Raw genomic sequence first — 24,862 nt, forward strand, 5'->3', positions numbered from 1 at the left:
GAATGAGCGCAAAAGTTTGGTTAGTGGATGATGATTTGTCGGTGCGTGAATCATTGGGTTTTCTCTTGAGAACGCTGGAATATGACGTTGCCGACTTTGCTGATTTGGCCTCATTTGAGGCGGCTACGTCAGCGCAGGAACCGCTGCGCGGCTGTTTGTTGCTGGACGTCCGCATGCCGGGCATCAGTGGCCTTAGCTGGTTGGCAGAGAAGGGCGAAAGGCATCCGCTGCTGCCGGTGATCATCATGACCGGTCATGGCACGATTGAAGCCTGTCGCCGTGCGTTCCGTCAGGGGGCTTTCGAGTTTTACACCAAACCGTTAGAGATTGAACCGTTGCTGGAAAGCGTGCACCAGGCAATGCATGAAAGTGGACAGCGCGCGCAGCGCTGGCAGGCGCAACAGATTTTGCAGTCGCGTTTTGCATTGTTGTCGGTGCGTGAAAACGAAGTGATGCAACTGATGATTGCCGGGCAGACCAGCAAAGAGATAGCGCGTGATTTATCGCTGTCACCACGAACGGTTGAAGCCCATCGCGCCGCAGTTCTGACTAAACTGGAAATGGACAATCTTGCGCAACTGATTCACGCCTGGCAGCAACTTAACCAGGTATAACTACCTGGCAGAACGCGTGATCACCCGAATATTTATTAACCTGCTCTCATTTTACAGTGTCACCTAACATAACTCAGGAGTGACACATGACTATTCGCCTTTCTTTGATTGCTGCTGCGGCGGCATTTGTTTCTTTTGGCAGCCAGGCCGCCGTGACTGAATCCAATCTGTCATTGGCTGAGGCGCAAAAACTGGCTAGCGCAGCTATTCAGTCCTGCGCAGCAAAAAATTACAATGTCACCGTGACAGTGGTGGATCGCGCAGGTTTAGTGACTGCGGTACAGCGTATGGACAATGCCGGTCCGCACACCGTAGAAGCGAGCCGTATGAAGGCCTACACCGCGTTGAGTATCAGGAATCTGAGTGGCAAAGTGATGGAAACGGCACAGAACAATCCAGGCGCGCAGAATATGCGTGACGTACCAGGCTTTCTGCTGTTAGCCGGTGGCGTGCCGGTAAAAAGTGGTAATCAGGTGATTGGCGCGATTGGTGTCGGTGGTGCGCCGGGCGGTAATCTTGATGAGGCTTGCGCGCTGGATGCATTGAAAGCGATTGATTAAGTCATGATGGGCGCAATATATTGCGCCCATCAAGCACATGGTCTGTCGTGTCATTTCAATTAGCCTGTCCAACATAGCCAGGGCACGTCCTGCAGGCCACCAGCTACGGAATATCGGTTTCCCTGCCGCGCTATGACTCCACTGATGAACTGCCATAATGTACGCGTCTTGACGCCACAAAACACAGCAGCGGCACCGGTAAGGTAAACAACAGCAGCAACCACAGCAGTACGTACACCGCATCGACGCCGTCATTTTGCAGATTGTTATAAAGCTGAACCGGCATGCCCTGAGGGAAATAGGCGAAAATCATGACAATGCCGAACTCACCCATGGCGCGCACCCACGCCAAAGCTGTTGCAGAGGCCAAACCCGGCGCGGCCAGCGGAACCGACAAACGCCAAAATCCTTGCCACGGTGAGGCACCTAAGGTACGACCGGCATCCAGAATATCCTGCGGAACGCCCGCAAAAGCGGAACGCGCAGTGGTAATGAAGTAGGGCAGTGCGCCGTACCATTGCGCCAGAATAAACGCGGCAGGATTGTTAACCAGCGTCCAGCCAAATTTCCCCAGTAATTCCCCCGGAACACTGTAAGGTCCGTAAGCGCTCACCAGTAAAATCCCCATTGCCAGCGGAGGCGTCAGTAATGGAATCATCACCAACAGTTCCACAATGGCGCGTGCGCGACCCTTTGCCTGCGACAACCACCACGCCACCGGCAATCCGCTGATAAAGATCAACAGCAGCGCAATCGCGCCCAATCCCAAAGAGGTGGAGATGGCACTCCCATCGCCCCAGGCGAGGTGCATGTGCTGCCATTGAGTGACACCAATCAGGGTGACGAATGGCACGGCCAGCAACATCAGTGCTGGCAGTGACAACCAAAGCGCGGTGGCGTGACCGGTCTTCATTACTGATAAACAGCTCCGCCTTTCGGCGCGGCGTAGCCATTCTGTTTAAACAGCGCCTGGCCTGGCTTACTCAGCATGAAATCGACAAAGGCTTTACCCGCCGCCGCACCGTGCGGAGCGTTTTTCAGCACGGCTGCGTAGTAAACCAGCGGTTGAGTGTGCAGCACTTTATCTTTGCCCGCGCTGTCTTTGACGCTGAAGCTCACAGTGTCATACCACTGTTTTGCCATGTCTGGATTGCTCAGGTTGATCTCATCCGGCAGCGCCACGTAAGGCAGATGTGCGGAAATCACTTCACTCTCATAACCTGCCGCAGCATCGACCTGACCACTCTCCAGACGAGCCAGCAGGCCGCCCTCAAGATGGGTCTGAGCAGGGTTTTGGTAGCCACCGAGAATTTTATCGGCGATGCCCGGCTGCTTGTAATACTTCTCAGCCAGCAGCAGGGTAAAGATAATATTTTGGCCTTTTGGATCGTTGATCGGGTCAGTACGCCCGAACTTAATGCCCGGTGTCGCCAGCACTTTCAGCCAGCTAGCGTCTGTGCCTTTGGCCTGTGCAAACTGCTGGGCAAATTTGCCTTTCGGGCTGTACGCCACCACCATGCTAGTGCTGGCAACCGGTACGGCATCATCAATCAACCCTGCATCTTTCAAAATCTGCATCGGGCCCGGCGTGATGGAGACGAACACGTCAGCGGTGATTTTTTTACTCGCCAGCAGACGTGCCATGCCGTATGCACCCTGGCCTTGCCCTTCATATTTTCCGTCGTTCTGTTTAGCAAAGGCTGGACCTAATGACTGGTCCATCACTTTTCCCATCGAACCGGCATAAGTCACACGAATATCGGTACTGGCTTGTGCCTGCAAGCTGAGGCCAGCGGCGGCGGTTAACATCAATGCTGTGAGGTATCTGACTTGCATTCCCTTTCTCGCTATATAATTAGGTAGATAACGATTATCGGAAATTGTGCAATCAGTGCAAGCTGAAATCTGTTGCGAAATATGGGGATAGCCCGCCGCAGCGGGCTGAAAACATCAGGCGAGAATGCGCTGTGCCCAGGACTCAATATCATCACCGCTGCCAATATCCAACTGCACCAGGCCGTTGGTGATAAAGGTGGGTGAGACGTGAATACCGTTCTGGCGCGAATATTTACAATGCCATTTGATTTCGTTCTGCAGCTCGGCGCGCAGGAACGGCGCGTGTGCATCGATGCCGCTGTACTGCTGCAAACGTGCAAGGATTTGGTTCGGCGTCGCGTCCATATTGGGCCCATGACTGTGATCGGTGAACTCAAACTCCTCACGATGATCGGCGACCGCCTGCAGCACACGTTTTGCAGCGGCTTTGCCCTCTGGCAAAGTGGATGCGGCGAGGATGTAACGAACGATCAGTCCGGAATACATATGCCATGGCTGGGATTGCAGCCGAATCTTCAGCGTCATCTTATCTTCCCCCACCAATACCAGCAGCGCATCCAGCTTATTAAAAGCACGGACTGAGAACGGGCAGGTGGGTTCCAGAAACACTTCAAACACTTTGGGGCCGTGGCCCCAGATTAATGGATCGGCGTGTAAAGCAGTGGTTTGACTCATATTCATTCCCTGTTGCGAGGTTAAACGTTGCCCTACTTTGGCAAAGCGCGGCGACGACAGCCAGCTTAGGTTTATGCTTTTTTGTTACAAGGACATTTGCGGTCGTCAGCACGATGCAAAATAAAAATCATTTTATAGATCCGTTAACTACAAGAATGTCCGCTGTTCCGGCATTTGCTCAGAAAATAAACGGCTATAGTTATGCCAGCTTTGTTCTCTTTTTGTGCGGTCAGCGCCGCACTTTTTATTCATTTGCCTGGAGCCAATAGATAAGCAACGAGGTTCAATGTGTTTGCCGAAATATCCTGGAAAATCATCCATCAGGTCATTAACCAGACCATCGCGGAGATGGTGGATGAGCAGCAAACGTTGGATGTGATAACCCTGCGTAGACGGTTGCGTGAAATGGCCGAAAACGAAACAGATGAAGAGATGGTGCTATGTTACTGGCAAGCCAGCAAAGTGCTGACGCGCTTGCCACCCACAGTAACAGCCAGCCAGTTGGTTGAAGCGGCACGCCACGCTTTTCGCAGCCCGCTCAATCATGATCCGCTTTAACCCTGAATGCTTTTCTTACAAATCGCGGATAATTGATTGATTTATCGCCATAATCCTGGCATACGCTCTGCTAGACTAGTGAGTCGAAAACGCTGAAACAGAGGACAGTAATGAAAATCAAAAGTTATGCCGCGATGAATGCAGGCGATGCGCTGGTGCCTTTTGAGTATGAGGCCGGTCCGCTGGCAGCTGAAGAGGTACAGGTTGAGGTCGATTACTGTGGCGTCTGCCACTCTGACCTGTCGATGATTGATAACGAGTGGGGCATCTCCTCGTTTCCAGTGATTGCTGGCCATGAAGTGATTGGTCGCATCAGCGCGTTGGGTGATGCCGCGCAAAACAAAGGACTGAAAGTCGGTCAGCGTGTGGGCATTGGCTGGACAGCGAAAAGCTGCCAGCACTGTAATGCCTGTATCAACGGCGAGCAGGTCAACTGCGAAAACGGTTCTGTTCCCACCATCATGAACAAAGGTGGTTTCGCCAGCCATCTGCGTGCTGACTGGCAATGGGTGATCCCGCTGCCAGAGTCAATGGATATCACCACTGCCGGCCCACTGCTGTGCGGCGGTATTACCGTGTTCAAACCGCTGCTGATGCACAACATCAATGCCACCAGTCGTGTGGGCGTGATCGGCATCGGCGGTCTTGGTCATATGGCGATCAAACTGCTGCGTGCTATGGGTGCGGAAGTGACCGCGTTCAGTTCCAACGCCAGTAAAACCGAATCCATCCTGGCGATGGGTGCCGACCGCGTGGTGAATAGCCGCGATCCGCAGGCACTGAATGCGTTGGCGGGTCAGTTTGATCTGATCATCAGCACCGTTGCAGTAGACCTCGACTGGCAGCCGTACTTCCAGGCGCTGGCACCGCACGGTAAATTCCACACCGTGGGTGCCGTGATGAAGCCCTTTGAAGTTCCGGCTTTCAGCCTGATCATGGGTGATCGTGCAGTGACCGGATCATCAACCGGTTCTCCGGGCCAGTTGCGTTCGTTAATGAAACTGGCATCGCGTGCTGACGTTGCGCCAACGGTTGAAGCCTTCCCGATGTCGAAAATCAACGACGCGCTGGATCATGTCCGCGCCGGTAAAGCGAATTACCGCGTGGTGCTGAAAGCGGATTTCTAACATGGTGATAGGGTCGGCAGCCATGCCCTTGCAACTTCAATGTCAGATGAGGGTCCGACTATTGCGTTGCAGTGCAGCCATGCCGACATTGAGTCTTGCGGTGCGCATCGTGCGCACCGATTCTTCGCCCCTCCATTCTTAAGCTGCATCGTCCTTCCAAACAGCATTCCCCTTACTAATAACCTGATTATTCAGCATTATATTGCTCATCACTTTGCTACTCTGATGCTCTATCGAGCAAAACTCCGAGGACAGCGATGAAGATTTCCAGCTATGCCGCTCTGCAAGCGGGTGGGGCGTTAGTGCCATATGAATATGATGCCGGCCCGCTGGCAGCGGAAGACGTACAGGTTGAAGTCGATTACTGCGGCGTGTGCCATTCCGACTTGTCGATGATCGATAATGAGTGGGGAGGTTCACGTTATCCGTTGATTGCCGGACATGAAGTGATTGGTCGCGTGGCGGCGCTGGGAGAGGCGGTGCAGAACAAAGGGCTCAGCATCGGGCAACGCGTCGGTATCGGCTGGACGGCAAAAAGCTGCCATCACTGTGATGCCTGCATCGCAGGCGATCAGGTGAATTGCGAAAATGGCAAAGTCTCGACCATCAATAACCGTGGTGGTTTTGCCAGCCATCTGCGTGCCAACTGGCAATGGGTGATTCCACTGCCTGAGACGTTGGATCTGGCATCTGCAGGTCCGTTGCTGTGTGGTGGCATCACCGTATTCAAACCGTTATTGATGCATAACATCAACGCCACCAGCCGCGTCGGGGTGATTGGAATTGGCGGACTAGGGCATATGGCGATTAAGCTGCTGCGTGCGATGGGTGCGGAAGTCACCGCATTTAGCTCCAATGCCAGCAAAACTGACTCCATTCTGGCGATGGGCGCCAATCGGGTGGTAAACAGCCGCGATGCGGAAGCCCTGAATGCATTAACCGGTCAGTTTGATCTGATCATCAGCACCGTAGCCGTGGATTTAGACTGGAAGCCCTACTACCAGGCACTGGCGCGACAAGGCAAGTTCCACACGGTGGGCGCGGTGATGAAGCCGTTTAAGGTTCCGGCGTTCAGTTTGATTGTCGGCGATCGTGCGCTAACAGGATCTTCAACCGGTTCTCCCGCTCAGTTACGTACCTTGCTCAAGTTAGCTGCCCGCGTGGATATCGCTCCACAGGTGGAGGAATTTCCGATGTCGCAGGTCAATGCCGCGTTAGAACATGTGAGAGCGGGAAAAGCCCATTATCGCGTGGTACTCAAAGCGGATTTTTAAGTTTCGTTGACGAGATGAGGTGCGCATCCTTGCGCACCAACCCTTATTTACCTTGTGGGTCACTTTCGCCAAGGAAGAAGTACCACAACGGAATCGACATCAGTGCGGTGAACACTGCGCTGTATAAGGCAATCATCAACCCCTGCGTGATGTACATCGTCAATGACCAGTGGCTAAACGGGATACCGTATTGATCGATCACTCCGCCAATAATCGCATTGCTCATCACCGAAACGACAATCACCGCCAGAATGCACACGCCGCGCAGGAAGTTACGCATCTCCTTGCGCTTCACCGTAAAGCGAGCGCGAATAATGCCAAGCGGTGACTGCTGCGACGCCAGAATCTCTGCTTCGGTCATCGGAACACGTTGCTGTTTACGCCAGCGCAGAATATCGATCAGTAAAAACGCCAGCAGGCTTACGCCCATCACCGGCAGCGCATAACCCAGCGCCAACGCCACTATCAAGCAGGTGCCTTTACTGTAGTGCGGTATGGCGAGCCAGGTTTCGGTTAATGTTTTCGCCGGGCTGGCTTCCGCCTGTTGCGGACGGCGAGCCCACCACATGCGATAACCCAGCACGATCATCGTGCATAAACCGAGTCCAAAGAACGCCAGCAACAGTTGGTTAGGCAAGCCAAACAGCACGCCCATATGCGCATCCACGCCCCAGCGCGTCAGTTTTGCCACCAGTGGGAACTGGGCGAAATAGACGTGATCAACAATCGTGAAGTCTTGCGGATTCACGGAAACCGCATCAACCCGTGTCGGCCAGCTTCGATCGATTTCGGTCACTGCCCATGCTTTGCCCGCGCTTTTCGGCTGACGTAACTCCAGCTTACTGGCGCTCAATCCATCCTGGCGGGCGGCGTTGAGTACGCGATCCCAATCGCTGTCCGGCTGGTTGTTGGGCATCGGCTTCGCGGGCTGCGCAACCGGTTTTGCCATTGATGACATCGACATACTGGACATGTCCATATTCGACATATCCATATCAGGCATGCCTGGCATGCTGTGATGGTCAGCATGAGGATCGGCGGGCGCCGTATCGCCATTGAGTGAGGTGTTGACCTGCGGTGTCAGCCAGTTCAACTCCGTACGCCAGCGGTCAATATTATTACCCGCCCACTGCGACCAGGTTAAACCGGTGGCGGAGAAGAATACCAATCCCAGCACCAGCGTCAGACCCAGCGTGATATGCCAGTGACGGCTAAAGGCGAATCCCTTGCGCGCGGCTTTCAGCTTACGTTTCGGGCGCGTGCCCAGCCACAGCACCACGCCGCCCAGCGCGGCGACCCACAACCAGGACGCCGCGAGCTCGCTGTAGTTGCGGCCGAAATCACCTAGCAACAAGCTGCTGTGAAGTAAATCGAGCGTGGTACGCAGCGGAAGCACGCCGCTGGTGCCGTACACCGTCATGTCGCCTTTCACTTTCAGGCTATAAGGATCGATAAACACCGCGCGAGACTGCGAAGCGCCCAATGAGGCATCGCTGAACTGTACGCGAGTGGTATCCGTTGCGCCTGGCGCAGGCCGCACAGCGTAAATGTGCTGTTTCTCACCTGCGTAGGCGCGTGCCGCGCTGATTTGCGCAGACAGTGGCTGGGCAGGGCCATTGGGTTGTGCCGTTAACGCATCGGAGTAGATGACGTTTTCCAGTTGTGGCGTCAGCACATAGAGCGTGCCGCTGAGTGCCGCGACAAAAATAAAGGGCGCGACAAACAGGCCAATATAAAAATGTAAGCGACGAAGTAGATTAAGCACCGCACCACGCGGTGCTGCAGAGTGAGCAGCAGACAAAGCCGTCTTCCTTCCGGTTAGAGAATGCCGTGACGCAAAAAGGTGCGTCGTTAATGATGTTATCAGCAGGAGAGAACAGCAGGCGGCGCACGCGGACGGTGTGTTGGGCTAAAGCGTCGGATCACCGGAGCCTGCAGAGGCGGCAGCGGTGGGGCGCGAGAAATCACCATCATCAGCCAGATGAAGGGGATAAACACCCACATCATCAACGGCACATGCACCAGCAAGTCACAGTAGCCGCAGGCGAATTCACCGTCTTCCATCATGTGATGGTCCATGCCCGGCATCGCCATATCCATCATCATTTCGTGATGATGCATCGACATTTCAGACGTCATGCCGTGGGATGGCATATCCATCATGCGGCTTTGCCGTTCCATCAACGACTTCGATACGATCGGCGCGACAAACAGCAACAGCACCGCCAGGATGGCGATACAGGCAGTCAGGCGCTGGCGAAGTTGATGTGAAAAGGTCATGGCGGCGGCGAAATGATTCAACAAATGAGGCCGAAGTGTAACGCCATTGCCGCAGAAGGGTTACAGAAACTCAGGCTAATTTAGAAAAAATTCGCACCTTTTGAAAAAAGTCACTTTACGCGCTGTATTTGTTAACCTAAATGCAACCTGATGAGAACAGTGCGGAAACATGTAAACGGAGAAGCGATGAAAATAGTGATGCTGGATGGTGATACGCTGCCTACACCGCCGACACGCCCGGAGTGGTGTACGGAATGGGATTTTCGTGGAACAACGGCACAGCACGACATTATTTCTGCCTTAAAGGGCGCGCAGATTGCCATCACCAACAAAGTGCCGCTGCGCGCGGAAACACTGAAACAGTTGCCGGATCTGCGCTACATCTGTGTCGCGGCAACGGGTTACGACTGCATCGATTTGGATGCATGTCGTGAACGCGGCATTGTGGTCAGTAATGTGCCCGGCTACTCCACGCGAAGCGTCTCCGAAGGCGTGATTGCCGCCTTATTTGCCCTGCGTCGCCATCTGGTGGATTACGCCAACAGCACGCGCGCGGCCTGGCCTGCATCGTCCCATTTTTGTGTGCATCGCCAGCCGATTCAGGACATTTTCGGTGCGACCTTAGGAATTGTCGGCAAAGGCGACATCGGCAGCGCGGTGGGTGCGATGGCAGAAGCGCTCGGCATGACGGTACTCTACGCGGACCGCAAAGGCAGTTCAGCGCCGCGCGCTGGTTATGTTCCGTTTGAAGAGGTGCTGGCGCGTAGTGATGTGTTGAGCTTGCATTGCCCGCTGACGCCGCAAACTCAGCAGTTAATCGATTTGCAGGCGCTGGCGCAGATGAAGCCGTCAGCCTGGCTAATCAACACTGCACGCGGTGGACTGATCAATGAAACGGAACTGGCCCACGCGCTGCGTCAGGGTGTGATTGCCGGTGCAGCGTTGGATGTGCTCAGCAGTGAACCACCGGCAGCCGATCATCCGCTGTTGCAACCGGAAATTCCTAACCTGCTGCTGACACCACACATCGCCTGGGCCAGCCAGCAGGGAGTGAACAATCTGTTGCGCGGTATTGAAGCTAATCTCGAGGGATTTGCTCAGGGCAATCCAACGCATGTGGTGAGCTAAGCGCTTAAAAAATCGAGCGGCCCAGTCGCTCGGTGAGTTTCTCCAGCAGCGCGGTGCCCGCCAGAGAGTTACCGGAGTGATCCAGCGCCGGCGACCACACCGCGATACACATCTCACCGGGGATGACCGCGACAATGCCGCCACCTACGCCCGACTTCGCGGGCATTCCCACACGCCAGGCGAACTCGCCTGCACCGTCATACATGCCGCTGGTCATCATCAGCGCATTGACCTGGCGTGCCTGACGCGGTGAGATCACGGCCCACTCATCGTGCTGACTGCGTCCCTGGTTAGCGAGATAGAGAAAGGTGCGCGCCAGCTCTTCACAGCTCATGGAGAGTGAGCAGTAATGGAAGTAGGTTTCCATCACTTTGCTGACATCATTGTGGAAATTGCCAAATGATTTCATCAGCCAGGCAATCGCGGCATTGCGGGCGGAATGCTCGTATTCAGAGCGAGCAACCACACGGTCATAGTTGATGTCGCTTTGCTGAGCCAGGCGGCGCACAATCTCCAGCATACGCTGGCGCGGGGCAGTTAAACGACTCTCCAGCAAGTCACACATCACCAGCGCACCGGCGTTAATGAAGGGATTGCGGGGTTTGCCCTGTTCCAGCTCCAACTGCACCAGCGAGTTAAACGCCTGACCGGAAGGTTCTTTACCCACACGCTGCCAGATCTCGGCATCGTCATACAGCGTCAACGCGACCGTGAGTGACAGCACTTTGGAGATCGACTGAATAGAAAAACGCGTGGAAGCATCGCCAGCCTGAAAGCGCTGGCCATCGGGTGTGACAATGGCGATGCCGAGCTGATCGGCATCGACACCGGCCAATGCGGGAATGTAGTCCGCCACCTTGCCCTGTCGCGTTAAAGGACGGACTTCAGCGACAATTTCTTCCAGCAATCCATTCGTGAGTTCTGACACCAGATGGCTCCAATTTTCTTGTTTTTCCGTTTCAAATACGTTTGCGGCGTGTTGCATAGCGCCTATCTGCAGTCATGAAGCCGCTATCAGCTGCGCAATCAAGAGAATGGCAATCGAAGTGCGGTAGTAGAGACAGCATGATCTTTAAGGCCAGGATCATGGTGATTTGCCCCTAACTCGTCAACGGGCGACGTAAAATTCTGTGAGCCTTCCGGGTGAAGCCTGCGTTACAGTGCATAAATCCAGCAAAAACATCGGGCTCACATTATGTTGACCAATCTGTTGCGTGATTTTCCGTCAGCGGTGCAAAGCGGCAGCGCTGAAACCTTCGAAGCGCTGTTGTCACAACCCAATCTCCTGATTGAACGTATCGTTTCAACCGGGCAAGCCAGTCCGCCCGATTTTTGGTACAGCCAGACGCAAGGTGAATGGGTGATGATTTTACAGGGTTCAGCTGGATTGCAGTTGGAAGGAGAAAGCGAAGCGCGCACACTGTTACCCGGCGATTTTATCGATATTCCGGCAGGCTGCCGCCATCGCGTTTGCTGGACCGATAGCCAGGGCCCTACAGTGTGGCTGGCGGTACATTATGGTGAACTGCCCAGCCAACCGTAAAATTCTGTTGCCAATGATTGCGTTACGCGATCGCCTGAGTTAGCTATGCTGACGCCTTTTCGTCGCTGGAATGGCGGCGCTGATGTTATTGAGGATCTGCATGTCTGTTTCGCAAAATGCCAGTCAGCCTGAGAACGCCATGCGCGCCGGACGTTTTATGCTGCTGCAAAAGCTGCTGCGCCGCGATAAAACACCCGTGGCTTTATTGCTGCTCGCCGCACTGGTCGGTGTGCTTACCGGTTTGGTCGGTGTTGCCTTTGACCGCGCGGTGAATTTCATCCTGCATTCGCGCCTGAACTGGCTGGAAAACGCTGCCACTCATCCCCTTTTTAAGGTCCTGTGTGCTTTTCTGGTTTCCGCTGTATTGGGGGCCATTGGTTATTATCTGGTGCGGCGATTCGCGCCGGAAGCGGGTGGTTCAGGCATTCCCGAAATCGAAGGGGCACTGGAAGAGCTGCGTCCGGTGCGCTGGTGGCGCGTGCTGCCGGTGAAGTTTCTTGGCGGTATGGGAGCGCTGGGCTCAGGCATGGTGTTGGGGCGCGAAGGCCCAACCGTGCAGATCGGCGGCAATATTGGCGGCATGTGTCTGGATCTGTTCCGCGTAAAATCATCTGAATCCCGGCATACCTTAATCGCCACTGGCGCAGCGGCGGGTTTGTCGGCGGCTTTCAATGCGCCGCTGGCAGGCATTCTGTTTATTATTGAGGAGATGCGTCCGCAGTTTCGCTACAGCCTGATTTCAATCAAAGCAGTGTTTGTCGGCGTGATCGTTTCCAGCATCGTATTTCGTTTATGCAATGGTAATGAAGCCATTATCAACATCGGCCAGTTGCGCGATGCGCCTACCAACACGCTTTGGCTCTATTTGTTGCTTGGCATCCTGTTTGGCGGCTGCGGTGTGGCGTTTAACCGCCTGATATTTCTCGCGCAGGATCAGTTTCAACGATTACATCAAGGCCGCATTGCCGCCTGGGTAATGTGGGGCAGCCTGCTGGCGGGATTGTGTGGTGTGCTTGGCCTGTTTCTGCCTGCTGCCGTGAGTGGGGGGATCACGCTGATTCCCGATTTCTCAGCGGGAAGTTACAGCGCGCTGGCCTTGTTCGGTCTGTTCGCCTTGCGGACATTGGTGACAATTTGCTGCTTCTCTTCAGGCGCGCCGGGCGGGATCTTTGCGCCGATGCTGACGTTGGGCACCTTGCTGGGTACCTGTTTCGGTCAACTGTGCATTCACTGGTTCCCCGGTTATCAACTGGAGGCCGCGACCTTTGCCGTGGCCGGCATGGGCGCACTGTTTGCCGCTTCGGTGCGCGCGCCCTTAACCGGCATTGTGCTGGTGCTGGAAATGACCAACAACTATCAGCTGATTCTGCCGATGATCATCACGTGCCTGGGCGCAACCCTTGCTGCACAGTTCTTTGGCGGCAAACCGCTGTACTCTTCGATTCTGGCGCGCACGCTGGCTAAGGCTCAGCTCAGCGGTCACGCCAGCGCAAAGATCCACTAAGGACGTTTACCCACGCTGTGTGTCAGCGTGGTCCAGCGGCGCGCCTGTTCGCTAAGACTGAAGCCGAGGCCGTGACGATCGGATATCAACATACGGCCGTCACGCAGTTCTAACTGCTCATTGAACAGCGGGTTGAGCCACTCAAAATGCTCCAGCCAGGGTTCGATGGGATAGGCGGCGGCGAGATGAATGTGAATCTCCATCGCGAAGTGGGGTGCCAGTTTACGTCCGTGGCGCGCCGCCAGACCCATGATCTGCAGGAATGGCGTAATACCGCCCACGCGCGGCGCATCCGGCTGCACAAAGTCGCTGGCGTTGCCAAGAATGAGCTGCTCATGTTCACGGAAGCTGGTTAGCATCTCACCGGTGGCAATCGGCGTGTCCAGCGCGGCAGTCAGTGCGGCGTGACCTTCTAAGTCGTAGGCATCGAGCGGTTCTTCAATCCACACCAGATTGAACTGCTCCATCTTACGTCCCATGCGAATCGCTGTTTCGCGATCCCACTGCTGGTTCGCGTCCACCATTAACGGGAAATCATCGCCCAGTGTCTGACGCACCGCAGTGAGGCGACGCAGGTCTTCAGCGGTATTAGGTTGGCCGACTTTGAGTTTGATGCCGCCAATGCCATTTTCACGCGAGATAGCCACATTTTTGATCACCTGATCAAGGGGCGTATGCAGGAAACCGCCCGAAGTGTTGTAGCACTGCACGGAATCACGATGCGCGCCGAGCAGCTTTGCCAGGGGTAACTGGGCACGCCGTGCTTTCATATCCCAAAGTGCAATATCAAACGGTGAAATGGCCTGCACCGCCATGCCGCTGCGGCCCACGGACGCGCCTGCCCACAGCAGTTTGGTGTAAATCTTGTCGATGTCATTGGGATCTTCACCAATCAGCGCATCGGCCATTTCACAAGCATGGGCGTAAATGCCCTGGCCGCCCGCGCGTTTGGAATAGCTGAAGCCGATGCCCTGGAAACCGTCACGCGTTTCGATCTCCGATACGATGATCGCTACTTCTGTCAGCGGCTTCTGGCGTCCTGTCAGCACTTTGGCATCGCTCACCGGCGTCGCCAGCGGCAAAAACGCCAGTGACAGATTGACCCAAACGATGCGGTCACCGCTCTCGGAGGCATTACCGGCTCCTGTTGTTTTGGCATAGCTTACGGCACTGGAATTCACACTCGACATGATGTTCTCCTGTAAATGATTGCGCTAACATTTTGAATCGAAGAAGACTATGCGCCATTAACGTTGAGCTTTAATGCAGAGCCGATCACAGAATGGACAATTCGGGGATTTAAATGATAGCCCTAACATTCTCAGCGTTTTGCGCTGGCTTTGATAGGGCGGCCTGCTATGCTAGCGCTATCTGCTTCTACCCTGAGCCGCCATGAAACTACGCAACCCCGAGCGCAATGCTGCCCCTACGCTGGAAGATGTCGCCCGCGTCGCGGGAATCTCGCCGATGACGGTGAGTCGTGCGCTCAATTCCCCGCATCTGGTTCGACCGGCGACTGTCGCCAAAGTCAAAGCGGCAATCAGCGCCACCGGCTACATTCCCAACGCGCAAGCGGGCAGTCTGGCGAGCAATCGTAGTCGCCTGATTGCCGTTGTGGTGCCGCAAATCAATAACAACATGTTCGTCGACACCATTCAGAGCCTGAATGACAGCCTGAGTGCGCAGGGCTACCACATGTTGCTGTGCGTCACCGGTTACGAGGCAGAAACAGAAGCCGAAACCGTAGCCACGCTGTTGTCTCGCCGTCCGGATGGCATCGTGCTGACCGGTATTCATCACAGTGCACAGCTGAAAAAGGTCTTGTTACAAGCCAACGTTCCAGTGGTTGAAATCTGGGATATGACGCCGACGCCTATCGATATGCTGGTGGGTTTTTCTCATGAGAAAATCGGTGCTCGCGTTGCGACCTACCTTGCCGAGCGCGGTTATCAAAAGCCGGGTCTAATATGGACAGATGACCGCCGCGCATTGCAGCGTAAACAGGGCTTGCTGGATGCGTTAATGTCATTGGATATAGAACCGCTGGCTGATGTGCCCGTTCAACTCCCGGCGCTAATGGCACGCGGTCGCGAAGCCAGTTCGCAATTGCTGGAGCAACATCCGGATGTCGATGTGCTGGTGTGCAGTTCAGACACGCTGGCGCAGGGCGCATTGATGGCGGCACAGGCGCGTGGTTTAAACATTCCGCAGCAGCTGGCGGTGATTGGTTTTGGCGACCTGGATTTCGCAGCGGCAAATTATCCGGCGATTTCAACGGTTCGCATTGACCGGCACCGCATGGGTGAACTTGCTGCAGAGCAATTGTTAAAGCGCCTGCAACATCAGACGGTGGAAAATCTGATTATTGATATGGGGTTTACCATGGTGTCGCGTGATTCGGGTTAACCCAAACTGAACTGCGATCCTCATCACATGCGAAAAATATTTTCCATGTTATAAAAAGTGGAAAATAAATTTCATTTTGAGAGGATTCTATCAATGTCAGCACTGCCTTCATTAGAAACCCTGCTACAGCAGGAAGCTGAGCACCGTTTACCGCAGTTTGATTTCGATTTGGCCTGGCAAATTGGTCAAGGCATTCAACAGCGTGGCCGCGAAATGAATGCGCCAATTGCTATCGAAGTTTATGCTTTTGGGCAGGTGCTGTTTCTGGCGGCGTTACCCGGTTCCGTGCCCGAAAATCTGGAGTGGATGCGTCGTAAACGCAACACGGTGCTGTTGACCGGCCACTCTTCGATGTACGTAGGGTTCGCTAATGAGCAGAAGGGCGAACGTATGGCGCAGCAGCGCAACATTCGTCAGGAAGATTACACCGATCACGGTGGCTCCTTCCCGCTGCTGAGCCCGCAGGGCGCGATCATTGGTGCAGTTAGCATCAGTGGTTTGCCTTCTGTAGACGATCATGCTTTAGCACTGTGGGGAATCAACCAACTGCTGCGCTAATTCCGACGCAATGAGACGTCATCGAGCACGATAAAAACAGAAAACCGTTTATTGAGCACGCTTCCCGGCTCAATGATTGGTGCGAGAGGGGAGTGAGACAAGGTGAATGCTTACTACTGCTCCTTGTCATTCCGCCTGCACGTTAGAATGGTGTCCAACTTTCGGCTTCACTTCATTGGATGCGCCGCTACTCTTCTGACTGAAAGAATAGCGGCGCGTTGATGACTGACGAGAAGCCGTTATTTCGCTGCCGGTACTTTCAGCTTATCTCCCGCATCCGTGGCTTTGCGCAGCGTGGCAACATCGCTGGCTTTCACCTCGGCAGCCTCGTTGCCCCATGAATTGCGCACGTAGTTGAGCACATCTGCCATCTCTTGATCGTTCAATTTCCATGAGAAGGCAGGCATGCCGGCAGACGTTGGGCGTCCTTCGGTGTGCGGCGCTCGCGCCCCATCCAACAGCGCATGGATCATGTTGCTGGGATCATTCTGCATCGCGGTGTTACCCGCAAAAGCCGGCACCATACCCGTGATACCTTCTCCCGACAAGCCATGGCAGGCTGAGCAGTCCACCTCATAGCGCAGTGCCGCCTGATCGTGTTTCGTCTTATCCATCACAAATGCAATTGGCTTAGCCGTTGCAGAAGCGGGCAGGCTGCGCAAATAGGTGGCAATGGCTTTCAGGTCCTGATCATTGAAATATTGCGTTGAGTGCTCAACCGCTTCTGCCATCGGACCGGCCGCAACACTCTCCCCGTTGGAGCCGGTTTTCAGGTAATCCGCGATCTGCTCATCGCTCCATTTTCCGATGCCAGCATGAGGATTCGGCGAGATATCAGGTGCATACCATGTCCCTAAGTTGCCACCTTGCAGATACTGGCTGCTGATCTCTCCTCCTAACGCATTACGTGCGGTGTGGCACACACTACAGTGCGCGGGGCCGTCAACGATGTACTTACCACGGTTCCAGGCATCATTCTGCGCACTCTGAGGCTTGAACGCTTTGTTATCAAAGAACAACAGGTTCCAACCCGCCATCGCCAGACGAATGTTATACGGGAAGTTCATGCCAGCGTTTTCATCGATGGCATTTTTCACCGGCTTCTGCGCGGAGAAATAGGCCCAGAGATCGTGCATGTCGGCATCGCTCATCTGCGTATAGGCAGTGTAAGGCATCGCAGGATAAAGGAAGCCGTGTTCTCCGCGTCCCTGACGGACCGCATTAAAGAAATCGTGCTCCGTCATGTTGCCGATGCCGGTTTCACGATCGGGTGAAATGTTGGAAGTTTGCAGTGCACCAAAGGGGGTGTCGATCTTGTAGCCGCCTGAGAAATCCGCGTTGTGGCACGCCGCGCAGTCCGCCAGGCGCATCACATATTCGCCACGTTTAATGGCATCCGCATCACTGCTGTGGAAATCGGCTAATTTGACCTTATCATCTGCCACATTTGAACGTGAGCTGTCCATCACCACCCACATTCTGCCGGTCACGCCAATGGCGGCGACCACGGCCAACGCCGCGAGGGTATAGGTAATTTTCTTTGCCTTCGCCATGATTATGCTCCCACCAGCGGTGCCGGATTATTGATGTACTTCTGGTGGATAGCTTGCGCCGCACGCACCGCCAACGCACCCACGGTGACGGTTGGGTTGTAGCCGCCATTGTTGGGGAAGGCCGAGGCACCGACCACAAACAAATTATGCGCATCCCAGCTTTGCAAGTAAGGGTTGAGCGCGGAAGTACTCGGATCGGCACCCATGACTGCGCCGCCAATGGTGTGCGAGCTGTGCTGCATGTAAGGGTTCCAGCTTTTTTCTGATTGGTTATCGATCACCAGATGCTGCCCGCCCACTTCCTTCATGATATTGATGGCGCGATCGGTCACGTAATTTGCCATTCGTTTGTCATTTTGGTTCCAATCAAAAGTGACGCGAAGCAATGGCTGACCGTGGCGATCTTTGTAGTTAGGATCCAGATCGAGGAAAGCATCACGCATTGGCATCGACGTGCCCTGGCAGAAGATGGTGCCCGCTGTTTGGTAATCACGTGCATAACCGGCCTTCCATTCGCTTCCCCAGCGTTTGGTGCCGGGACGCAGGCCGTTCATGTTTTGAATCGGACGGCCATTGGTGGAGAAGCCCATAATCCCCGCGCCACCAATAAAATCGAGATTGCTATGATCGAAGTTGTCACCGTTAAAATCATCGATCTGCACGGCTAAAGCACCGCCGCCGATAAACGGGTTCATGTATTCGTTATCAAAGAAACCGGTCACACTTGAACACGTCTGATAGTTGTAGTTGCGACCAATGGTGCCACGGCCGGTGAGCGGATCGTATTTCTCACCGACGCCGGAGAGCAGCATCAGGCGCACGTTATCCATCTGGTAAGCGGTGAAGCAGACGACATCGGCAGGCTGGAAACCTTCCACGCCATCCTGAGTGACAAATTTCACGCCTTTCACGGTTTTGCCATCTTCATGCTTCACGGCATGCAGGACTTCTGTCTCCGTCAGCAAGGTGAAGTTTGGACGGCGCATCAACACCGGTAAAATACAGGCCTGTGGCGACGATTTGGAGAAGTTACCGCAGCCGTGGAAATCGCAGAAACCGCAATAGGTGCATGGCCCCATGCTAACGCCTAATGGGTTAACATAAGCTTGAGACAGGTTGCCAGCGGGTACCGTGAAAGGGTGGTACCCCATGTTCTCGGTGGTCTTGCGATATTTGTTCATCCAATGGGTATCTTTGAGCGGTGGCGTTGGGTAATCCCGTTTGCGTGCGCCCTCAAAGACGTTGCCGCCCGTGCGTTTTTCACCGTTCAGATTTCCGGCGTAGCCCGAGGTGCCAGCGATGCGCTCGAAGCGATCGTAGAAAGGTTCCATTTCGTCATAGGTCACGCCCCAGTCTTGCAGCTGCAAGCCTGCCATCTTTTTCGCGCCGTAACGTTCACGGGTCTGCGTCGCCACTTCAAAATCCCACGGTGTAAAGCGCCAGGACATGCCTGCCCAGTGTGTGCCTGCACCACCGACGTTCCAGCCAAACTGATACGCGGACCAGTTGCGCACCGGTGCGGCAAGTTGGTCGCTGCGGTTGCGGAACGTGGTGGTTTCGACACTCATCGGCTGTAAAATTTTGCGGCGCGTGTGGAAACGCAGTTCATCGGCATCAATCGCCACTGGGAAATCGGTAGAAGTGTCTCGCCACGCGCCACGTTCGATACCGACCACATTTAGCCCGGCGCGGGTTAACTCTTCCGCCATCACCGAACCGGCCCAACCCATACCAACGATCACCACGTCAGCCTTATTTCTCTCTAATGACATTGACTCAGCTCCGGGGTATTAATCGTTGGGGATCAGACTGACAGGAATAAGCGCCAGGTTTTCATTGCGGCGTTCGATATAAGGGCGGTAGTCATAGCGGGCACCAGGAAAACCAATCATCTTCCAGCCCACCATGTTTTTATTACCGCCGTAAATCGGATCGGCTAAATAACCTTCCCGGGCGTTCTGTAGCATTAATTCAAAGAAGGCCTGGCTATTCACCTCTGCCCCCAAATCAATTTTTCCGTCTTCCATTTTTGTCAGGAAGTTATCAACCTGTTCGGCATTCAACGCATGGAAGGAAGATTGATGATTTTTTAGTGCCCAGCTTTCCAGTGCCTTCAGACCGGTTAAATAGCGTTCCTTGGGTGCCGAGAGAAATTGAGGGCTGCCCATCATTTTCTCTTCGTTTTCAGGATGCAGTGGAGCTTGCAAATAAAGCGAGGCTCCTGAACCGTAATCCCCCGCTAACTGATTATCGAGGAACTCAATACAGCCCGCTTCAGTAGCTGAAGGCCCTAGCTTATCGGCCGGGATTAAACGATCAAAAATGGCTTGTAGATTCTGGCGATCCAGTGGGTTGGTGAGCACCTGGTAACCGTCTTGCCACGCTGGCTGTGGCAAATGGTCGGCACTGAGCTGGGTTTCCAGCGGCACATTGTGCAGCTCTTTGGCGCGCAGTTGCGGTGCCACGGCAAGTGAGGCGACAATACCGCTCAGCGAAAAGAGCGCTTCTCTTCGGTTCATACTTCTTTCCCTTAATCATTCCATCGTCTGATGGACACGGCAGATTAATATTGACAGAGCACGACGTTCCGGACATTCAGACATAGACCGGCCACACGTTAATTAGCGCGCAGCCGTCCACGACGAATCCATGTTCGTTATTATGATTTCTCAGAAAGTATTGAAAGACGTTATGCGCGTGTTGTTAATCAACACGCGATTCCGTAGGCTGGATTTTTCCCGCCATTGCCAAATGTCTTCACGGAAAACCCGTTATTCGGGCCTCCTTTATTTTTAATAAATATATTTTTTCATGTCGTCGATGCTGTGACGGGCAATATCCCAGAGATCATCTTCCCAGTTGCGCGGGCTCAATAATTCCGGTGACCATACGCCGTTGTATCCCGTGGCTTTCACTGCCGCCACCCAGGCTGGAATATCAACATCTCCCTCACCGGGCGCGTAATTGCGCTGGACCCATTCGTCCCAGGCTTCGCCCGGATAGGCGGCGCGACCATCACAGAAATGCACACCGTAGATCAAATCCTTGTCCATGCACGCCACTTCATCCGGTGTGGTGCCACCGCCGGCGTGCAGGTGCCAGAAATCGACCACCACGCCAAGGTTATCTTTGCCACTCTGTTTAATCAGATCCAGCGCGTGTTGCAGTGAATTGAAGGCAGTGAAGGCCACCACTTCTATCTGGAATTTAATGCCATGTGGCTTGCCGATATCGGCGATGGCGCAGAGGTTTTCCAGCAAGATGGCGTCACGTGCGGCGTCTGGCAGATGATCTAATTCGGTTAACGCCATAATTTGCACCACCGGGCAGCGCAGTTCCACGGCCGCCTGCACCACTTTCTCCGCTTCACGCAGCAGGGCGGCACGTTCTTCTGGCTGGAAACGACCCATCCGCTTCAAAGCATTAATGCAGGTGATCTCAATCTGATACTTCGCCAGCAGATCACGATATTTTGCGTAACTGCCGCCGTTATCCAGATAGCGATACAGATGTTCAGGCAGAATCTCCAGTCCGCTGTAGCCTGTTTCGTGGGCGATGCGTAACTGAGTGACGGCATTGCTGTACCAGACAGAAACACCATGCAGTGACAACTTCATCTCTCCTCCTTGTTACCTCAGGGTTTCAGGTGAGAGCGTCGTAAGCGCAATTCTCCCTGAGACCAAACACCACCTGGAGTGGCCTTTCCGTCAATCAAGCGGTTGAGGGCTTCATTGACAATTAAATCCAATCGCTGGCTAAACGTGGTCAGTTGCCAGCTGGACAAACTGGCTTCATCGATATCATCAAAACCCACCACCGCCATAAAACGGTTGCCTGCATGCTCTTTAAGCGCCGTCAATGCGCCGAGTGCCAAAATGTCGTTCTCGCAAAACAGGGCGTCAACCCGCTGCTGAGGGGCGTGCGAGTTGAGATAATCACTCAGCACTTCATAACTCCGCTCACGAGAGTACTCGCCTGCAGTGAGCAGTAATTCCAGCGTCAATCCAGCCTCCTGGAGTGCCAGGTTTAGGCCATCCAGGCGCTGGGTATGATGGCTGCTGGTTTCCGGTCCCATCATATAGCCGATACGGGTGTAGCCCTGTGCCAGCAACAGTTCGCCCAGCTGTTTACCCGCGCGTAAACCGTCAACGTTCACCACATCGATATCGGGCTCGTCATTGTTTCGGCACACCTGCACCAGCGGAATCTGATGCATCTCGCGCGCCACGCTAATCAGTTCGTCGGTTAACACGGTGCCGAGAAACAGCAGGCCATCCACTTGCAACTGATCGGCGAGCGTCAGCACGGCGCTGTAATTTTTTCCGCTACCAATATTCAGCAACAACGCCATATAGCCGCGTTGTTGCAACTGACGCGTGACCATGTCGAGCATCAGCATCGAGTGAGGATTCTTCATCTCATCGATCACCACGCCGATAATGTGCGTTTTCTTCTGCGACAGGCTGCGCGCCAGCAGGTTAGGGCGATAGCCCAATTCTGCGGCGATCTTCAATATCTGCTCGCGCGCCTTGTCAGAGATGGATGCACCGGGCGTGAAAGCGCGGGATACGGTCCATTTTGAGACGCCGGCAAGTCGTGCGACATCACTTGCTGTAGCTTTGTGGGGCTTCTTTGTTGGTTTATTCATAGCACCTGCGTAGGGATAAAAAGGCGGAGTCCCCTGCATTGAACGTGAAAGCCAACTGAAAATAAACACCTAAGCGCAGGCAAATGAGGCAAATGACATCGAATAACCCTGTTTTTATGATGTTACGATTATGTTTGATCTTTGCACCCGATTGCAATGGGTTTTGCATTCGGGTGCAAATTTAATGGTTTTTGTGATCTTCTTCGCTGAATTGCATGTTGCCAGATTGACTAAAAAGTCGGCATCGCTGACATTCAGCGCTTGTAAGCACAAGAATCATCCTTTTTATGCCCGATTCTGATGCGATTTGCACTCGGTAGCATCTCGTAAAGTACGGCAGTACGTGCAGTGCAAAGGATTCCAGTGCGTGAATAAATAACAAGAATCAGCAGTAACAGATACGAACATCTACCCTCAACCTAATTTGCACCCGGGTGCAAAAACAGGAGTGACTATGTTAAATGGTGAAAAACGCATTCCACGCCCGCTCCGCTGGGCAATGATCGGTGGCGGCCGCCTGAGTCAGGTGGGTTATAAACATCGGTCCGGTGCCTTACGTGACAATACCGCCTACCAGATGGTCGCCAGCGCCTTTGATATTGATGCTACACGTGGGCGCGAATTTGGCGTCAATCTTGGACTTGCGCCGGAACGTTGTTATGACAACTACCAGCAATTGCTTGAGGAAGAGGCAAAGCGTGACGATGGGGTGGAAGTGGTATCAATCGCCACCCCCAATGGCACCCATTATGAGATCACGAAAGCGGCGCTGAATGCCGGTATTCATGTGATTTGTGAAAAACCGCTGTTCTTCACCAGCGCGGAAGCGCAGGAGATTAAAGCGCTGGCAGAGGCGAAAAAGCTCATCGTCGGCGTGACATACGGCTTCTCCGGCCATCCATTGTTGATGCAGATGCGAGCCATGATTGCCAACGGCGAAATCGGCGAAGTGCGTATGGTGGAGCTGCAATATACCCACGGCTTCAGCGCCAATGACAGTGCCGATAAATTTAGCGAAGCACAGAAATGGCGTGTCGATCCAAAAATCGCCGGCCCCTCGTTTGTACTGGGCGATATCTCCACTCACACCTTCTACATTTCGCAGCTGGTGCTGCCGCAGCTGAAAGTCAAATCGCTGCTGTGCGATCGCCAAAGCTTTATTCCCTCACGCGCACCGCTGGAAGACAACGCGATGGTGCTGATGCATTACGACAACGGGGCGGTAGGGCGCATGTGGGCGTCATCGATCAACGCCGGTTCAATGGACAGCCAAAGCATCCGCATTATCGGTTCACGCGCCAGTCTGGAGTGGAGTGATTACAATCCGGGCGAGTTGAAATACGAAGTGCAGGGCCAGCCAAATCAACTGATGCATCACGGTATGCCGTATTTGCATGAAAGTGCGCTGGCGGATGAGCGTCTGGGTGCATTGCATACTGAAGGCCTGGCCGAGTCCTGGGCCAACATCTACCTGAAATTCGCCATCGCTATCAGTGCCACCCAGCGTGGCGATCAGCACACGCTTGATAACCTGATCTATCCCGACATCAATGCCGGGCTGGAAGGCGTGCGCTGGATTGAAAACTGTGTTCGTTCCGCCGACAACGGCGCGACCTGGGTCAACTACCAATAAGGACTGCCATGAAACTCTCTTTTTGTACCGACAGCCTGGGGCATCTGCCGTTTGAGCAAATGCTGGACAAACTGCTGGAACTGGGTGTTTACGGCGTTGAAATGACGACGGGTGGCTGGTCCTCTGCGCCACATTTGCCGACAGAAGCGTTACTGGGCAGTGCCACACAGCGTCAGAACCTGTTGAAAGCACTGGAAAGCCGCGGGATGTCAATTGCCGCTCTGAATGTATCGGGTAATCCGCTGGATCGCGGTGAACTTGGTCAAAAGCATCAACGCGATACCGAAAATGCCCTGGCGTTAGCGGGTGAGTTGGGTGTGAAGAAAATAGTCATGATGAGTGGGTTACCGCCTGCCAGTCCGCATGACACCATTCCCAATTGGATCACCTATACCGTGAGCTGGCCGCCGACACTGAAAAACTGCCTCGACTATCAATGGAATGAAGTGGCGATCCCTTACTGGCAAGGGCTGGTGGCGCGTGCGAAGCAAAGTGGGGTCGAGAAATTTGCGCTGGAGAACTTCAGCTCCATGCTGGTGTGGAATCCAGAGACCCTGTTCCGGCTGCGCAATGCGGTGGGCGACATGGTAGGGCTGAACCTTGATCCCAGCCATTTACTGTGGATGGGCGCCGATCCGATTGCCGCAGCTCGGGCGCTGGGGCCGGCGATTCATCACTGCCATGGTAAAGATGTGCGGATGGAACGGGGTCTGGTCAATATCAACGGTCTGCTGGAAACCAAACCGGTGGAGGATGTGGCAAACCGCGCCTGGAACTACGTTGCTGTGGGCTGCGGCCAGGATTTGCAGTGGTGGAAGGAATTCTTCTCCGTGGTCCGTATGATGGGCTACAACGACTGGGTCTCACTGGAAATGGAAGATCTCACCATGTCGGTGGAAGCGGGCATCACCTCATCGATTGCCGCGTTGAAACAGACCATCAGTCAGTAGGCGTTGAGCGCGGTG

At 54.3% G+C, this 24,862-nt stretch carries 24 protein-coding genes; 12 read left to right on the forward strand and 12 right to left on the reverse strand.

What is annotated here, in order from left to right; all coding sequences use genetic code 11:
* Nucleotides 1-2: 2 nt before the first annotated feature.
* Nucleotides 3-614, forward strand: a complete 612-nt coding sequence (locus tag FD744_RS01290; protein ID WP_160866984.1) for a response regulator transcription factor — start codon at nucleotides 3-5, stop codon at nucleotides 612-614.
* 86 nt (nucleotides 615-700) lie between these two features.
* Nucleotides 701-1,174 carry a heme-binding protein gene (locus FD744_RS01295; RefSeq protein WP_160866985.1) on the forward strand — a complete coding sequence of 158 codons (474 nt, stop codon included), beginning with the start codon at nucleotides 701-703 and terminating at the stop codon, nucleotides 1,172-1,174.
* 130 nt (nucleotides 1,175-1,304) lie between these two features.
* Here the strand turns inward: FD744_RS01295 and FD744_RS01300 are convergent, their stop codons facing one another.
* The 3 genes from FD744_RS01300 to FD744_RS01310 form a co-directional block, all read right to left on the reverse strand.
* Nucleotides 1,305-2,087, reverse strand: a complete 783-nt coding sequence (locus FD744_RS01300; protein ID WP_160866986.1) for a molybdenum ABC transporter permease — start codon at nucleotides 2,085-2,087, stop codon at nucleotides 1,305-1,307.
* Nucleotides 2,087-3,010 (reverse strand): extracellular solute-binding protein, encoded by a 924-nt coding sequence (locus FD744_RS01305; protein ID WP_160866987.1) that lies wholly within the window; start codon nucleotides 3,008-3,010, stop codon nucleotides 2,087-2,089. Before FD744_RS01305 ends, FD744_RS01300 begins: the two co-directional genes overlap by 1 nt.
* A 114-nt stretch (nucleotides 3,011-3,124) precedes the next feature.
* Nucleotides 3,125-3,685: a thioredoxin gene (locus FD744_RS01310; protein WP_160866988.1), complete on the reverse strand. Its 561-nt coding sequence runs from the start codon at nucleotides 3,683-3,685 to the stop codon at nucleotides 3,125-3,127.
* A 288-nt stretch (nucleotides 3,686-3,973) separates the two neighbouring features.
* Here FD744_RS01310 and FD744_RS01315 point away from each other — a divergent pair, with 288 nt between their 5' ends.
* From FD744_RS01315 to FD744_RS01325, 3 genes are all read left to right on the forward strand, one after another.
* On the forward strand, nucleotides 3,974-4,243 hold the full coding sequence (locus FD744_RS01315; protein ID WP_160866989.1) for a hypothetical protein: 270 nt from the start codon (nucleotides 3,974-3,976) through the stop codon (nucleotides 4,241-4,243).
* 110 nt (nucleotides 4,244-4,353) lie between these two features.
* A complete protein-coding gene (locus FD744_RS01320; protein WP_160866990.1) occupies nucleotides 4,354-5,370 on the forward strand; it encodes an NAD(P)-dependent alcohol dehydrogenase in 1,017 nt (338 codons plus the stop codon).
* Nucleotides 5,371-5,627: 257 nt separating this feature from the next.
* On the forward strand, nucleotides 5,628-6,644 hold the full coding sequence (locus tag FD744_RS01325; protein ID WP_160866991.1) for an NAD(P)-dependent alcohol dehydrogenase: 1,017 nt from the start codon (nucleotides 5,628-5,630) through the stop codon (nucleotides 6,642-6,644).
* 43 nt (nucleotides 6,645-6,687) lie between these two features.
* Here the strand turns inward: FD744_RS01325 and FD744_RS01330 are convergent, their stop codons facing one another.
* Both FD744_RS01330 and FD744_RS01335 read right to left on the reverse strand, forming a co-directional pair.
* Entirely contained in the window at nucleotides 6,688-8,445 is a 1,758-nt protein-coding gene (locus tag FD744_RS01330) for a DUF2534 family protein (RefSeq protein ID WP_160866992.1), read from the reverse strand.
* Nucleotides 8,446-8,507: 62 nt separating this feature from the next.
* Nucleotides 8,508-8,924, reverse strand: a complete 417-nt coding sequence (locus FD744_RS01335; protein ID WP_097118729.1) for a DUF2946 domain-containing protein — start codon at nucleotides 8,922-8,924, stop codon at nucleotides 8,508-8,510.
* 186 nt (nucleotides 8,925-9,110) lie between these two features.
* Between FD744_RS01335 and FD744_RS01340 the strand changes: the two genes are divergently transcribed.
* Entirely contained in the window at nucleotides 9,111-10,052 is a 942-nt protein-coding gene (locus FD744_RS01340) for a D-2-hydroxyacid dehydrogenase (protein ID WP_160866993.1), read from the forward strand.
* Nucleotides 10,053-10,056: 4 nt separating this feature from the next.
* On the opposite strand, the gene glsB is transcribed toward FD744_RS01340, so the two are convergent.
* Nucleotides 10,057-10,983, reverse strand: a complete 927-nt coding sequence (glsB, locus tag FD744_RS01345) for a glutaminase B (RefSeq protein WP_058962017.1) — start codon at nucleotides 10,981-10,983, stop codon at nucleotides 10,057-10,059.
* A gap of 264 nt (nucleotides 10,984-11,247) precedes the next feature.
* Here glsB and FD744_RS01350 point away from each other — a divergent pair, with 264 nt between their 5' ends.
* Together FD744_RS01350 and clcA are read left to right on the forward strand one after the other, a co-directional pair.
* On the forward strand, nucleotides 11,248-11,595 hold the full coding sequence (locus FD744_RS01350; RefSeq protein WP_160834154.1) for a cupin domain-containing protein: 348 nt from the start codon (nucleotides 11,248-11,250) through the stop codon (nucleotides 11,593-11,595).
* 100 nt (nucleotides 11,596-11,695) lie between these two features.
* Nucleotides 11,696-13,099 (forward strand): H(+)/Cl(-) exchange transporter ClcA, encoded by a 1,404-nt coding sequence (gene clcA / locus FD744_RS01355; protein ID WP_160866994.1) that lies wholly within the window; start codon nucleotides 11,696-11,698, stop codon nucleotides 13,097-13,099.
* Here the strand turns inward: clcA and FD744_RS01360 are convergent.
* A complete protein-coding gene (locus tag FD744_RS01360) occupies nucleotides 13,096-14,292 on the reverse strand; it encodes an L-talarate/galactarate dehydratase (RefSeq protein WP_160867185.1) in 1,197 nt (398 codons plus the stop codon). The genes clcA and FD744_RS01360 overlap by 4 nt on opposite strands.
* A 199-nt stretch (nucleotides 14,293-14,491) precedes the next feature.
* On the opposite strand from FD744_RS01360, the gene FD744_RS01365 reads away from it, so the two are divergent.
* A complete protein-coding gene (locus tag FD744_RS01365) occupies nucleotides 14,492-15,505 on the forward strand; it encodes a LacI family DNA-binding transcriptional regulator (protein ID WP_160866995.1) in 1,014 nt (337 codons plus the stop codon).
* A 93-nt stretch (nucleotides 15,506-15,598) separates the two neighbouring features.
* On the forward strand, nucleotides 15,599-16,063 hold the full coding sequence (locus tag FD744_RS01370) for a heme-degrading domain-containing protein (protein ID WP_160866996.1): 465 nt from the start codon (nucleotides 15,599-15,601) through the stop codon (nucleotides 16,061-16,063).
* Nucleotides 16,064-16,302: 239 nt separating this feature from the next.
* On the opposite strand, the gene FD744_RS01375 is transcribed toward FD744_RS01370, so the two are convergent.
* The 5 genes from FD744_RS01375 to FD744_RS01395 all read right to left on the reverse strand — a co-directional run bounded on the left by FD744_RS01375 (nucleotide 16,303) and on the right by FD744_RS01395 (nucleotide 22,264).
* A complete protein-coding gene (locus FD744_RS01375) occupies nucleotides 16,303-17,616 on the reverse strand; it encodes a cytochrome c (protein ID WP_160866997.1) in 1,314 nt (437 codons plus the stop codon).
* A 2-nt stretch (nucleotides 17,617-17,618) separates the two neighbouring features.
* Nucleotides 17,619-19,388 (reverse strand): GMC family oxidoreductase, encoded by a 1,770-nt coding sequence (locus FD744_RS01380; protein WP_160866998.1) that lies wholly within the window; start codon nucleotides 19,386-19,388, stop codon nucleotides 17,619-17,621.
* A gap of 18 nt (nucleotides 19,389-19,406) precedes the next feature.
* On the reverse strand, nucleotides 19,407-20,135 hold the full coding sequence (locus FD744_RS01385; RefSeq protein WP_160866999.1) for a gluconate 2-dehydrogenase subunit 3 family protein: 729 nt from the start codon (nucleotides 20,133-20,135) through the stop codon (nucleotides 19,407-19,409).
* Nucleotides 20,136-20,408: 273 nt separating this feature from the next.
* On the reverse strand, nucleotides 20,409-21,233 hold the full coding sequence (locus FD744_RS01390) for a sugar phosphate isomerase/epimerase (protein ID WP_160867000.1): 825 nt from the start codon (nucleotides 21,231-21,233) through the stop codon (nucleotides 20,409-20,411).
* Between the two features lie 17 nt (nucleotides 21,234-21,250).
* Nucleotides 21,251-22,264: a LacI family DNA-binding transcriptional regulator gene (locus tag FD744_RS01395; protein ID WP_160867001.1), complete on the reverse strand. Its 1,014-nt coding sequence runs from the start codon at nucleotides 22,262-22,264 to the stop codon at nucleotides 21,251-21,253.
* 454 nt (nucleotides 22,265-22,718) lie between these two features.
* On the opposite strand from FD744_RS01395, the gene FD744_RS01400 reads away from it, so the two are divergent.
* Together FD744_RS01400 and FD744_RS01405 are read left to right on the forward strand one after the other, a co-directional pair.
* Complete coding sequence (locus FD744_RS01400; RefSeq protein ID WP_160867002.1) at nucleotides 22,719-23,897, forward strand: Gfo/Idh/MocA family protein; 1,179 nt, start codon at nucleotides 22,719-22,721, stop codon at nucleotides 23,895-23,897.
* A gap of 8 nt (nucleotides 23,898-23,905) precedes the next feature.
* The gene (locus FD744_RS01405) at nucleotides 23,906-24,847 is read left to right on the forward strand and encodes a sugar phosphate isomerase/epimerase (protein WP_160867003.1); all 942 of its coding nucleotides are present in this window, start codon (nucleotides 23,906-23,908) and stop codon (nucleotides 24,845-24,847) included.
* The last annotated feature ends 15 nt before the right edge of the window (nucleotides 24,848-24,862 follow it).

The sequence above is a fragment of the Pantoea sp. Taur genome, assembly GCF_009830025.1.
Classification (GTDB): domain Bacteria; phylum Pseudomonadota; class Gammaproteobacteria; order Enterobacterales; family Enterobacteriaceae; genus Pantoea; species Pantoea communis.

Bases quoted from the DNA above. Each gene is read 5' to 3' on its own strand.
- FD744_RS01340 (WP_160866993.1), top strand. From the start codon at position 9,111: ATGAAAATAGTGATGCTGGATGGTGATACGCTGCCTACACCGCCGACA.
- FD744_RS01300 (WP_160866986.1), bottom strand. From the start codon at position 2,087: ATGAAGACCGGTCACGCCACCGCGCTTTGGTTGTCACTGCCAGCACTG.
- FD744_RS01380 (WP_160866998.1), bottom strand. From the start codon at position 19,388: ATGTCATTAGAGAGAAATAAGGCTGACGTGGTGATCGTTGGTATGGGT.
- FD744_RS01335 (WP_097118729.1), bottom strand. From the start codon at position 8,924: ATGACCTTTTCACATCAACTTCGCCAGCGCCTGACTGCCTGTATCGCC.
- FD744_RS01305 (WP_160866987.1), bottom strand. From the start codon at position 3,010: ATGCAAGTCAGATACCTCACAGCATTGATGTTAACCGCCGCCGCTGGC.
- FD744_RS01400 (WP_160867002.1), top strand. From the start codon at position 22,719: ATGTTAAATGGTGAAAAACGCATTCCACGCCCGCTCCGCTGGGCAATG.
- FD744_RS01350 (WP_160834154.1), top strand. From the start codon at position 11,248: ATGTTGACCAATCTGTTGCGTGATTTTCCGTCAGCGGTGCAAAGCGGC.
- FD744_RS01375 (WP_160866997.1), bottom strand. From the start codon at position 17,616: ATGGCGAAGGCAAAGAAAATTACCTATACCCTCGCGGCGTTGGCCGTG.
- FD744_RS01385 (WP_160866999.1), bottom strand. From the start codon at position 20,135: ATGAACCGAAGAGAAGCGCTCTTTTCGCTGAGCGGTATTGTCGCCTCA.
- FD744_RS01325 (WP_160866991.1), top strand. From the start codon at position 5,628: ATGAAGATTTCCAGCTATGCCGCTCTGCAAGCGGGTGGGGCGTTAGTG.
- FD744_RS01405 (WP_160867003.1), top strand. From the start codon at position 23,906: ATGAAACTCTCTTTTTGTACCGACAGCCTGGGGCATCTGCCGTTTGAG.
- FD744_RS01310 (WP_160866988.1), bottom strand. From the start codon at position 3,685: ATGAGTCAAACCACTGCTTTACACGCCGATCCATTAATCTGGGGCCAC.
- clcA (WP_160866994.1), top strand. From the start codon at position 11,696: ATGTCTGTTTCGCAAAATGCCAGTCAGCCTGAGAACGCCATGCGCGCC.
- FD744_RS01370 (WP_160866996.1), top strand. From the start codon at position 15,599: ATGTCAGCACTGCCTTCATTAGAAACCCTGCTACAGCAGGAAGCTGAG.
- FD744_RS01365 (WP_160866995.1), top strand. From the start codon at position 14,492: ATGAAACTACGCAACCCCGAGCGCAATGCTGCCCCTACGCTGGAAGAT.
- FD744_RS01295 (WP_160866985.1), top strand. From the start codon at position 701: ATGACTATTCGCCTTTCTTTGATTGCTGCTGCGGCGGCATTTGTTTCT.
- FD744_RS01395 (WP_160867001.1), bottom strand. From the start codon at position 22,264: ATGAATAAACCAACAAAGAAGCCCCACAAAGCTACAGCAAGTGATGTC.
- FD744_RS01320 (WP_160866990.1), top strand. From the start codon at position 4,354: ATGAAAATCAAAAGTTATGCCGCGATGAATGCAGGCGATGCGCTGGTG.
- FD744_RS01390 (WP_160867000.1), bottom strand. From the start codon at position 21,233: ATGAAGTTGTCACTGCATGGTGTTTCTGTCTGGTACAGCAATGCCGTC.
- FD744_RS01290 (WP_160866984.1), top strand. From the start codon at position 3: ATGAGCGCAAAAGTTTGGTTAGTGGATGATGATTTGTCGGTGCGTGAA.